This is a genomic window from Curtobacterium sp. 1544, from assembly GCF_040544915.1.
GTDB lineage: Bacteria > Actinomycetota > Actinomycetes > Actinomycetales > Microbacteriaceae > Curtobacterium > Curtobacterium pusillum_C.
The window spans coordinates 26959-38025 of the sequence record NZ_JBEPKX010000038.1 but is presented as its reverse complement, the minus strand read 5'-3'; the positions used below and the strand labels follow the sequence as shown (position 1 = coordinate 38025).

The following is an 11067-nucleotide window of genomic DNA, read 5'->3' as shown; positions in this document are numbered from 1 at the left end:
CGGGGGGGGGCCCGGGGGGGGGCCCCCCGGCCCCCCCGGGGGCCGGGGTCGGCCCCGGGCGGGCCCTCCCCCCGCCCCCCCCGGGGGGGGGGGGGGGGGGGGGGCCGGGGCCCCCCCCGCCTCCCGTCCGTCGTGCTGTCGCGTCTGCGGACCGCAGGCCGCTGGTCAGACCGCCTGTCGGCCCGGCGCTGCGTCCAGCAGGTGGGACAGGTGCTCCGGCACGGTGCCGCCCCGGGCGACCGTGGCGCGCGCCCACAGCCGTCCGGCGCGGTACGACGAGCGCACGAGCGGCCCGGCGAGGACGCCGGCGTACCCCATCTGCTCCGCGACCTCGCGGAGCTCGACGAACTCCTCCGGCTTGACCCAGCGGGCGACCGGCAGGTGCCGGGGTGACGGGCGGAGGTACTGCGTCAGCGTGATGATGTCCGTGCCGGCGTCGTACAGGCGCTGCAGGGCGTCCTCGATCTCGATGCGCTCCTCGCCCATGCCGAGGATGAGGTTCGACTTCGTGACGAGCCCGGCGTCACGACCTTGCGTGATGACGTCGAGCGAGCGCTCGAACGTGAAGGCCGGGCGGATGCGCTTGAAGATGCGCGGCACGGTCTCGACGTTGTGGGCGAACACCTCGGGTCGGGCGTCGAACACCTGGCCGAGCTGGTCCGGGCGACCGTTGAAGTCCGGCACGAGGATCTCCACGCCGGTGCCGGGGGAGTGCTCGTGGATCTGGCGGATGGTCTCGGCGTACAGCCAGGAGCCGCCGTCCTCCAGGTCGTCGCGGGCGACGCCCGTGACCGTGGCGTACTTCAGCCCCATCGACACGACGGAGTCCGCCACCCGCCGGGGCTCGTCGCGGTCGAGGGGCTCCGGCTTGCCGGTGTCGATCTGGCAGAAGTCGCAGCGGCGCGTGCACTGGGAGCCGCCGATGAGGAAGGTGGCCTCGCGGTCCTCCCAGCACTCGAAGATGTTCGGGCAGCCGGCCTCCTGGCAGACGGTGTGCAGCTGCTTGTCCTTGACCAGGGCGGACAGCTCGCGGAACTCCGGGCCCTGGGTGGCACGGGTCTTGATCCACCCGGGCTTCGTCTCGATCGGGGTCTCGGCGTTGCGGGCCTCGACGCGGAGCATCCGGCGGCCTTCGGGGGCGAGGGTCATACGAGGGTCTCCTGTCGTGCGGTGCTGCTGATCCGGTTCCTGGTGTGCATGCCGTCGACCGCGGCCTGGGTGCGGTCAGCGACCACCGCGGCGACCTCGTCCACGGAGGTCGTGCGGCCAGCGGCTGCGCTGAGGGTCGTGACACCGGCGTCGGCGATGCCGCACGGGACGATCGCGGCGTAGGCGTCGAGTGCGTTCGTGCAGTTGATCGCGATGCCGTGGCTGGTGACGCCTTCGGCGACGTGCAGCCCGATGGCGCCGACCTTCGCGGTGGCGGCGGCCTTCGCGGTGGTGGCGGCCTCGGCGGCGCGTCCGCCACGCTGGCTGGTCCAGGCGCCGCTCCGGCCCTCGACCCGTTCGGCGTGCACCCCCACGGCGGCGGCTGCGTCGATGATCACCTGCTCGAGGTCGCGTACCCACGCCACGACGTCGAGCGGCTCGGCCAGTCGGACGATCGGGTACGCCACGAGTTGCCCGGGGCCGTGCCAGGTGATGCGTCCGCCGCGGTCGACCTCGACCACGGGGGAGCCGTCGGTCGGCAGGTCGGACGGCTCGGTACGGCGGCCCGCGGTGTACACGGACGGGTGCTCGCAGAGGACGAGGGCCCCCGGGGAGCGGCCCGCGACGACGTCGGCGCGGAGCTGCTGCTGGAGGGCGAGCCCCTCGGCGTAGTCGAGGAGACCCGGGCGTCGGACGATCTCGAGTTCCGGCATGGGCGACAGGCTACGGCAGTTTCTGTACTCCGTCCAATAACGGGACGGGCGGGTTGGGCGGAGCTCTTTCGCGCGTAGGAGGTCGTTTCGCTCGTAGGGCGCTGTTCTGAGCGCAGGAGGCAGGGCGTTCCTGCCTCCTAGGCGCAGTTCCGCTTCCTACAGTGCGTGCGATGGGGCGGAACGGTTGACCTCAACCCCGGTTGAGGAGGTGGAGTGGGGGCATGGAGATCAGGAAGGTCCAGCTCGCGACCCGGGCGCTCGACGAGACCGCACAGTTTTACGAGCGACTCGGCTGCCCGGTCGTCGTGGACCGGGATGCTGCGCACGTCACCGTCGGCTCGACGCAGCTCGTCTTCCGGGCGCACGACGGTATGGCCGGGGCGCACCACCTCGCGTTCACGATCCCGACCGGCTCGTTCGCGGCGGCGAAGTCGTGGATCGCGGGTGTCGCGACGGTGCTCGGTGCGGACGACACCGACGAGTTCGAGGGGCCGCCGAACTGGAACTCGCGATCGGTGTACTTCGAGGGCCCGGACCGGCAGCTGCTCGAACTCATCGAGCGGCGCGACCTCGGCCCGGCTGGCGCTGCCGACCCGGCACGACTCGACCCGGCCCGACTCGTCTCGGTCAGCGAGGTCGGCGTCGCGGTGCCCGACGTCTCGGGTGCCGTCGAAACGCTCCGCCGACACGGACTCGAGCCGTACGCGAACGCGCCCGGCCTGGACTTCGCACCCGTCGGCGACGTACACGGCCTGCTCATCCTGGTGTCGCCCGGACGGAAGTGGTTCCCGACCCTCGACCGCGCGCCGTCGACCGCTCCCGTGGTCGTCGACGTCGGCCTCGGGACGACCGTCGCGCTCGCCGAAGGCGTCCTCCTGCGATGAACCGTCCGACGCCCTTGTAGAATCGACGGATCATGGCGCAATTCGGTTCACTCTCCGATCGGCTGACCGAGACCTTCCGCAATCTGCGGAGCAAGGGTCGGCTGACTCCGTCCGACGTCGACGGCACCGTCCGCGAGATCAGGCGGGCGCTCCTCGACGCCGACGTCGCGCTCGAGGTCGTCAAGGCGTTCACCGCTGCGGTGCGCGAGCGCGCCCTCTCCGACGAGGTCAACCGTGCGCTCAACCCGGCGCAGCAGGTCGTCCAGATCGTCAACGAGGAACTCGTCGGCATCCTGGGCGGGCAGCAGCGTCGCCTCGAGTTCGCGAAGAAGCCGCCGACGGTCATCATGCTCGCGGGTCTGCAGGGTGCCGGTAAGACCACCCTCGCCGGCAAGCTCGGCAAGTGGCTCAAGAAGGACGGCCACACGCCGATGCTCGTCGCGGCGGACCTCCAGCGTCCGAACGCCGTGCAGCAGCTGCAGGTCGTCGGCGAGCAGGCCGGCGTGCACGTCTTCGCACCGGAGCCCGGCAACGGCGTCGGCGACCCGGTCAAGGTCGCGAAGAACGCCATCAAGGCCGCGGTCGACCAGCAGTACGACACGGTCATCGTGGACACCGCCGGTCGACTGGGTGTCGACGCCGAGCTCATGAAGCAGGCCGCGAACATCCGCAAGGCCGTCGACCCGGACGAGGTCCTGTTCGTCATCGACGCGATGATCGGTCAGGACGCGGTCAACACCGCCCGCGCCTTCCAGGAGGGCGTCGACTTCACCGGCGTCGTCCTGTCGAAGCTCGACGGTGACGCCCGCGGTGGTGCGGCCCTGTCGGTCGCCAGCGTGACCGGCCGCCCGATCATGTTCGCCTCCACGGGTGAGGGCCTCGACGACTTTGAGCCGTTCCACCCGGACCGCATGGCGAGCCGCATCCTCGACCTCGGCGACATCCTCTCCCTCATCGAGCAGGCCCAGGGTGCCTTCGACGAGGAAGAGGCCCGCAAGGTCGCGGACAAGATCGCGTCCGACAGCTTCACCCTGAACGACTTCCTGCAGCAGATGCAGCAGCTCCGCAAGGCCGGCTCGATCAAGGGCATGCTCGGGATGCTCCCGGGCGCGAAGGGCATGCGTGAGGCCCTCGACAACTTCGACGAGCGCGAGATCGTCCGCACCGAGGCGATCATCCAGTCGATGACGCCCCAGGAGCGCGAACTGCCGAAGCTCCTGAACGGCTCTCGTCGTCTCCGCATCGCGAAGGGTGCCGGCTCCACGGTGACCGAAGTGAACGCCCTCGTGAACCGGTTCGAGCAGGCCGCGAAGATGATGAAGACCGTCGCACGCGGTGGCGTCCCGCAGATGCCCGGCATGGGTCCGATCCCCGGCATGCACGGCGGGAAGAAGCAGCAGCAGGGCGGCGGCAAGAAGAAGTCCAAGGTCGGCAACCCGGCGAAGCGTGCGGCCCTCGCGGCCGGTGCAGCGGCGGCGCCGCAGCAGGCGCCGAAGGGCTCCGGCCTCGGGCTCGGCGGCGGCGCCAAGGGCAGCAAGGCGCCGACCGAGGAAGAGCTCGCGAGCCTGCAGAAGTTCCTGGGTCGCTGACGCGACCACCAGCAGACGGGAGGCCCGTGGCGGATCCGCCACGGGCCTCCCGTCTGTCTGCGCGCACGTCGCGACGTTCCTTCCCAGAACGGCCGCGATGGAAAGCGGAATCGGGCGTACCTGGTCGGAACGAACGACCAGGTACGCCCGGAACGACCAGGTGCGCCCGACTCCCGGTCAGAGGGACTCGCGGAATTCCGTCACCAGGTGCCGGACGACCGCGCGGAGGTCGCCGCCGTTCTCCTGCGCCACCTTGAGCTGCCGCTGGTACGACGCCCCACGCTCGATCATCGTGTCGAGGTGGTGCAACTCCTGCTGGCAGCCGAGGCGCTCGGCGATGGGGTCGAGTCGTCCGATCAGGTCGTGCACCTCGTCGGTCACGAGCCGTTCGTCGCCGGCGGCGTTCGTGATGATCTCCGCCTCCATGCCGTAGCGGGCGGCTCGCCACTTGTTCTCCCGGACGAACCAGGGCTGCATGGTCGGCAGGGCCTCGCCGGCATCGAGCCGGTCCGACAACGCCGTGACGAGACACTGGACCAGGGCGGTGACGGCCCCGACCTCGTGCAGGGTCGAGATGCCGTCGGACACGCGGTTCTCGAGCGTGCCCCAGCCCGGCGACGGGCGGATGTCCCAGCGGAGGTCCTTGAAGCCCTCGATGACGCCGGTGCGGGTGAGGTCGTCGACGACCTCCTCGAAGTTCGCCCACGCGCCGAGTTGCGGCGGCAGGCCACCCGTGGGGAGCTGCTGGAACATCAGGGCTCGGTTCGACGCGTAGCCCGTGTCGATGCCCGCCCAGAACGGGCTCGAGGCGGTGAACGCCTGCAGGTGCGGCACGTAGGGGAGCATCGCGCCGAGGATCGGGAGCGCCTTGTCGCGGTCGTCGATGCCGACGTGGACATGGACGCCCCAGATGAGCATCTGCCGTCCCCACCAGCGGGTCCGGTCGATGAGGGTCGTGTAGTGCTCGCTGTCCGGCGTGATCTCCTGCTGGTCCCAGACGGCGAAGGGGTGGGTGCCGGCGCACATGACCTGCGCGTCGAGCGGTTCGGCTGCGTCGATGACCTCGCCGATGATCCCCGACAGCTCGCTCGTCGCGTCCTGCACCCGCGAGTGCACGCCGGTGACGACCTCCACGGTGTTGGTGAGGAGCTCCTCGGTCACCCGGTCGCGGTCGCCGAGGCGCTGCTGCACGGCGGAGATGACCGCGGGGGCGCGCGGGGTGAGGTCGCCGGTGTCCCGGTCGACCAGGGGGAGCTCCCACTCGACGCCGATGGTCGACGGGCGGGACTCGGTGAAGCGGATGTCCATGCTGAACATCCTGCCCGGAACCTTGTCGGACACGCACAAGGAACGGCGGCTCCGGTCGTGCGGATCCGATTCACAGTAGTTCCACACCGGGCGTACCGTAGAAGCGCTCAACAGGGAAGAGGTACGCATGCAGTTGGTCGTGCGCGGCACGTCCGCACCGCTCGTCGGAGAACTCGACATCCCGGTCTCGAAGTACCACGCGCACCGCGCGCTGGTGCTCGCGTCGCTGGCGAAGGGGACGAGCATCGTCTCCGGGATCAGTGCCACCCGGCAGGTCGAGTGGACCGTGGGCACGCTCCGTGCGCTCGGCGTCGACGTCAAGCGCCGTGGCAACGAGTACCACGTCACCGGCCTCGGCGGGCGCTACGAAGCGACCGACGTCGTCGACCACGGATCCCGGGGTGCCGACGGCATCCTGAACATGGGGTCCTCCGGCACCACCCTGTACTTCATGACGGGACTGGCGTCCCTGGCCGACAAGCCGATGACGCTCTCGGGCATGAAGTACTTCCAGCGCCGCCCGATCAAGGCGCTGCTCACCTCGCTCCAGCAGATGGGCGTCGAGCTCGAGGCGACGAACGACTGCCCGCCGGTCACCGTCCAGCCGAAGCGTCCGCGCGGCGGCGACGTCTCGATCGCCGGCACCCTGTCGCAGTGGATCTCCGGACTGCTCCTCGTGGCGCCGTTCGCCGAGCAGGAGACCCGCATCCACATCACCGGCGGGCGGCTCAACGAGCAGCCCTACGTCGAGTTGACCGTCCGGATGATGCGCCAGTTCGGGCTCGCCGTCGAGGTGTCCGACGACTGGCTCGAGTACCGGATCCCCGCGAACCAGCAGGCCACGCCGCACGACTACGTCATCCCGCCGGACATCGGCTCGGCCGCGTTCGGGATCGCCGCCGCGGGCATCCGCGAGTCGAACCTGCTGCTCCGGGGCATGACGGCCTTCACCACCGCCGAGACCGACCACCCGGAGAGCGAGTTCCTCGACCTCGCCACGGCCATGGGCGTCCCGATGCGGATCGACGAGGAGACCGGCTTCGTGCGCATCGAGCACGACGGCTCACCTCTGAAGCCCCTCGACATCGACTGCCAGCCGATCCCGGACCTGCTCCCGATCCTGTCCACCATGGCCACCTTCGCCGAGGGCACGACCCGCCTCTGGAACGTGGCGCACATCCGGCTGAAGGAGTCCGACCGCGTGGCGGCGATGCTCCAGCTGAACCGGATGGGCGGCCGGGCCGAGCAGGGCGCCGACGAACTGCGCGTGACGGGCGTCGGTGCGGGCGAGCTGCACGGCTCCCCGATGTCGTCGTTCAACGACCACCGCGTGCTGATGTCCCTCGCCGTCGCCGCGTCGAAGGCCGAGGGCACGTCGGCACTGACCTACCCGCGGGCGTACCGGATCTCGTACCCGACCTTCCTCGAGGCGATGAACTCCGTCGGCCTCGACATGGAGGTCGGCGACGGCCTCGCCGCACAGATCGCCCGCGACGACCGGGCCGACGCCGCCGAGGCAGCCGCGGACCGCCCGGAGCTTGCGGCGCAGCGCACCGACCTCGGCGATTCCAACGAGACCGATTCCCACGAGACGACGAACCAGATGCCCGAACTGACCGGCGTGGACGCCGACCCGCTCGTCCTGAGCGAGAAGGTCCGCTCCCTGTCGCAGACCGACCCCGACGGCCTCGCGGTCATCGAGGTCGGTGGTCCGGAGCCGGTCAAGACGACGTGGAAGGAACTGCAGGACGAGGCCGACAAGGTCTCCGCGCTGCTCCTCGAACTCGGCGTCCGTACGGGTGAGTCCGTGGCGATGCAGCTGCCGAACTGGCGCGAGTTCGTCTCGATCACCCTCGGCGCGATCCAGATCGGCGCCGTCGCGACGCCGATCATGCCGGTGTTCGGTCCGCGCGAGACGACCATGACCCTCGCGCGTTCCCGCGCCCGGGTGGTGTTCCTGCCGAACCTGTTCCGGAAGCGTCGTCCGGCGCTCGAGCTGCTCGACGTCATCGACGAGGCGAAGGCGCAGAAGCGTCGGCTGTCGGTCGAGCACGTCGTGGTCCTGCGCTCAGAGGCACGCGGCCAGGGGGACACCCCGACGAACCAGCCGCCGCTGCCGTCGGACGCGATGGACCGCGTGAGCGCGAGCGAGTGGAACTGGCGCTACTTCGACACCGCGCTCGAGTCCGTGCAGGTCGACCTCGACCAGATCGCCGCGCACGCCCCCGGTCCGGACGACGTCTGCCAGCTCCTGTTCACGAGCGGCACCACGGGGGAGCCGAAGGGCGTGCAGCACCCGCACCGCACCCTCGGGCTCGCGACCGCGATGCACGTGGCGCAGTCCGGCCTGACGAGCGAGGACCGGATCTACATCCCGTCGCCGCTCGCCCACCAGACCGGCTTCCTGTACGGCATGCTCCTGGCGTTCCGCCTCGGCGCGCCCCAGGTCATCCAGCCCGTCTGGGACGGCACCGTCGCCCTCGAGCAGGCGTTCGGCGCCGCGAAGGCCTCGTTCGTGCAGTGCGCGACGCCGTTCCTGACGGACCTCGTCGACCTCGTCGAGGCGGGGGCACCGGCTCCGGAGAGCCTGCGCATCTTCGTCCCGACCGGTGCCGCGGTGCCCCGCGCGCTCGCACAGCGGGCGAGCACGGTCCTCGGCAGCGCCATCCTCGGCGCGTTCGGCACGAGCGAGACCTGCCTCGGTGCCCTGTCGAGCCCGGGCGACGACCCCGCGGACGCCTACGGACACGACGGTCGGGCGCTGCCCGGGATCACGATCCGCATCGTCGACGACGAGGGCCACGAGCTCCCGGCGGACACCGAGGGCAACTTCGAGCTGTTCTCGCCGACGATGTTCGACGGGTACCTCGACCGCCCCGACCTGACGGACGACGTCTTCACCGAGGACGGCTGGTACCGCACCGGCGACCTGGCGAAGGTGTCCGAGAAGGGCTTCCTCTCGATCACCGGCCGCATCAAGGACGTCATCAACCGCGGTGGCGAGAAGATCCCGGTGGTGGAGATCGAGAACCTGCTCTACCAGCACCCGCTCGTCACCGACGTCGCGATCGTCGCGATGCCGGACGCCCGCCTGGGTGAACGTGCCTGCGCGTTCATCGTCCCGGCCGCCGGGTCGGAACGGCTCGACTTCGCGGGGATGCAGCGCGCGCTCGACAAGGCCGGCGTGAGCAAGTACTACTGGCCGGAGCGGCTCGAGTACATCGACGAACTGCCGCGCAACGCCGTCGGCAAGGTCCAGAAGAACGTCCTGCGCGAGCAGGCAGCCGCGCTCGTCGCGACGAAGGAGAACTGAACGATGACGATGGTCATGGAGCCCCAGACCGAAGCCGCCTTCCAGCAGCTCAAGGCCGAGGTGACCGAGTGGGTCCGCGGCCGCGGCGAGGAGTGGGCCGAGGAGATCGAGCGCACCGGCCAGGTGTCGCCCGAGCTCTTCCAGGAGCTCAAGGACAAGGGCTGGCTCAGCCTCGCCGCCCCGGCGGAGCTCGGCGGGCGGGGCATCCCGTTCTCGCGGTACCTCGAGATCATGGAGATCGTCTCCCGCTCGCACGCGTCGATCCGGATGCTCGTGCACGTCATCAACGGCACGTGGCGCGCCATGGAGCCGTACGCGACGCCGGAGCAGCTCGAGCAGGTCGTCAAGCCGAGCGTCGCCGGCGACAAGCTCGTCGCGTTCACCCTCACCGAGGCCACGGCCGGCACCGGCGCGGACATCCGCACCACCGTCCGTCGCGAGGGCGACACCTACGTGATGAACGGTGAGAAGCACCTCATCACGTTCGGCGTCAAGGCCGACTACTGGCTCATCGCCGCGCGCCTCGAGGGCACCACGGGCCAGGACGGCACCGTCGCGTTCCTCATGCCGAACACCGGGCTCCCCGGCGCCGAGGTGATCGACGACTCCGACACCATGGGCATCCGCGGCACCGACCACGCGATCCTCCGCTTCACCGACGTGCCCGTGCCCGCCAGCGCGCTGCTCGGTGCCGAGGGCCAGGGCCTCGAGGTCGCCCTCGGCGGCTTCCTCCTGCCGAGCCGGGTGTCCGTCGCGATGAGCGCCGTCGGCCTCGCCGAACGCGCGAACGAGCTCGCCGTCGAGTACGCGAACAAGCGCGAGACATTCGGCAAGCAGCTCTCCAGCCGGCAGGCGATCCAGTTCTACCTGGCCGAGAACTACGCCGACATCGCCGCCGCCCGCGCCCTGGTGCTCGAGGCTGCGCGCGCCTACGAAGAAGGCCGTCCGGACGCCGGCACGCTGTCCAGCGCCTCGAAGATGGTCGCGGTCGACATGCTGGCCCGCGTCACCGACAAGGCGCTGCAGGTGCACGGTGGCCAGGGCTACTGGAAGCGCAACGCGATCGAGCGCGTCTACCGCGACGCGCGCGCGCAGCGCTTCGAGGAGGGCACCAACGAGATCCAGAAGCTGGTCGTCGGCCGCGCCGTCGTGACCGGCCAGGCCGGGTTCTAGACCGCACCCCACCAGCGGACTGGAGGCGCGGTGCGGGCCCGCCCCGCGCCTCCAGTCCGTCTCCACGCACGCACGCAAAGGACTGAAGTGACCGACTCCACCACCGCAACCATCGCACTCATCACGGGCGCCTCGCGCGGCATCGGCCGCCTGCTCGCGCAGAAGCTCGGCCAGCGCGGCGTCACCGTCGTGGTGACGTACAAGGGCAACGCCGACCTGGCCGAGGAGTCGCTCGCCGACGTCAAGGCCGCCGGCGGCGACGGGATCACGGCGCAGGTCGACATCGAGCAGCCGGAGTCGATCGACGCGCTGTTCGACCTGGTGCGCGACACCTACGGTCGCCTCGACTACTTCGTCGCGAACGCGGCAGCCAGTGCCTTCAAGCCCGTCGCGGACCTCAAGCTGCACCACCTCGACCGCAGCTACGCCACGAACGCCCGCTCGTTCGTGCTCGGTGCGCAGCGCGCCGCGCAGCTAATGGACGAGGGCGGCCGCATCGTGGTGGTCACCTCGTACGGGTCGCTCCGCGCGTTCCCGACGTACGCCGCGCTCGGCGCCGCGAAGGCCATGAGCGAGTCCTACATGAAGTACATGGCGGTCGAGTTCGGACCGCGTCAGATCACCGTCAACGCGGTCAACGGCGGGCTCATCGACACCGACTCGCTCGAGTACTTCTACACGAAGGTCCCCGGCCAGGCGCCCATCGAGTCCGTGTTCGAGAAGCTCCCGCTGCAGCGGCCAGGCACCGCCGACGACATGGCCGACGCGGTGGACTTCCTGCTCTCCGAGAAGGCCGGCTACATCACCGGCCAGGTGCTGTCGGTGGACGGCGGCCTGACCGTGATCGCGCCGCCGTTCTGGGCGGACACGACGTCGCCGCTGCGCGACGCGGTCCTGCCGCCTGCAGCCGACGCGGCGTCCGACACGGCAGAGTAGGC

Annotated in this window: 8 protein-coding genes; 5 read left to right on the top strand and 3 right to left on the bottom strand. The window is 70.5% G+C overall.

The features are described from left to right. Positions 1–165 precede the first annotated feature (165 nt). Both lipA and lipB read right to left on the bottom strand, forming a co-directional pair. On the bottom strand, positions 166–1149 hold the full coding sequence (lipA, locus tag ABIC61_RS17180) for a lipoyl synthase (RefSeq protein WP_144749325.1): 984 nt from the start codon (positions 1147–1149) through the stop codon (positions 166–168). Further along, on the bottom strand, positions 1146–1862 hold the full coding sequence (gene lipB / locus ABIC61_RS17175; RefSeq protein ID WP_354030890.1) for a lipoyl(octanoyl) transferase LipB: 717 nt from the start codon (positions 1860–1862) through the stop codon (positions 1146–1148). Before lipB ends, lipA begins: the two co-directional genes overlap by 4 nt. Before the next feature lie 221 nt (positions 1863–2083). Between lipB and ABIC61_RS17170 the strand changes: the two genes are divergently transcribed. Together ABIC61_RS17170 and ffh are read left to right on the top strand one after the other, a co-directional pair. Next, a complete protein-coding gene (locus ABIC61_RS17170) occupies positions 2084–2746 on the top strand; it encodes a VOC family protein (protein WP_354030889.1) in 663 nt (220 codons plus the stop codon). 32 nt (positions 2747–2778) lie between these two features. Next, entirely contained in the window at positions 2779–4335 is a 1557-nt protein-coding gene (gene ffh, locus ABIC61_RS17165) for a signal recognition particle protein (protein ID WP_354030888.1), read from the top strand. 177 nt (positions 4336–4512) lie between these two features. On the opposite strand, the gene ABIC61_RS17160 is transcribed toward ffh, so the two are convergent. Next, positions 4513–5652 carry a glutamate--cysteine ligase gene (locus ABIC61_RS17160; RefSeq protein ID WP_354030887.1) on the bottom strand — a complete coding sequence of 380 codons (1140 nt, stop codon included), beginning with the start codon at positions 5650–5652 and terminating at the stop codon, positions 4513–4515. A 118-nt stretch (positions 5653–5770) separates the two neighbouring features. Between ABIC61_RS17160 and aroA the strand changes: the two genes are divergently transcribed. The 3 genes from aroA to ABIC61_RS17145 all read left to right on the top strand — a co-directional run bounded on the left by aroA (position 5771) and on the right by ABIC61_RS17145 (position 11065). Next, on the top strand, positions 5771–8956 hold the full coding sequence (gene aroA, locus ABIC61_RS17155; protein ID WP_354030886.1) for a 3-phosphoshikimate 1-carboxyvinyltransferase: 3186 nt from the start codon (positions 5771–5773) through the stop codon (positions 8954–8956). A gap of 3 nt (positions 8957–8959) precedes the next feature. Beyond that, positions 8960–10129, top strand: a complete 1170-nt coding sequence (locus tag ABIC61_RS17150) for an acyl-CoA dehydrogenase family protein (RefSeq protein ID WP_222121914.1) — start codon at positions 8960–8962, stop codon at positions 10127–10129. Positions 10130–10216: 87 nt separating this feature from the next. Beyond that, entirely contained in the window at positions 10217–11065 is an 849-nt protein-coding gene (locus tag ABIC61_RS17145) for an SDR family oxidoreductase (RefSeq protein ID WP_354030885.1), read from the top strand. The last annotated feature ends 2 nt before the right edge of the window (positions 11066–11067 follow it).

Bases quoted from the DNA above. Each gene is read 5' to 3' on its own strand.
- lipA (WP_144749325.1), bottom strand. From the start codon at position 1,149: ATGACCCTCGCCCCCGAAGGCCGCCGGATGCTCCGCGTCGAGGCCCGC.
- lipB (WP_354030890.1), bottom strand. From the start codon at position 1,862: ATGCCGGAACTCGAGATCGTCCGACGCCCGGGTCTCCTCGACTACGCC.
- ABIC61_RS17170 (WP_354030889.1), top strand. From the start codon at position 2,084: ATGGAGATCAGGAAGGTCCAGCTCGCGACCCGGGCGCTCGACGAGACC.
- ffh (WP_354030888.1), top strand. From the start codon at position 2,779: ATGGCGCAATTCGGTTCACTCTCCGATCGGCTGACCGAGACCTTCCGC.
- ABIC61_RS17160 (WP_354030887.1), bottom strand. From the start codon at position 5,652: ATGTTCAGCATGGACATCCGCTTCACCGAGTCCCGCCCGTCGACCATC.
- aroA (WP_354030886.1), top strand. From the start codon at position 5,771: ATGCAGTTGGTCGTGCGCGGCACGTCCGCACCGCTCGTCGGAGAACTC.
- ABIC61_RS17150 (WP_222121914.1), top strand. From the start codon at position 8,960: ATGACGATGGTCATGGAGCCCCAGACCGAAGCCGCCTTCCAGCAGCTC.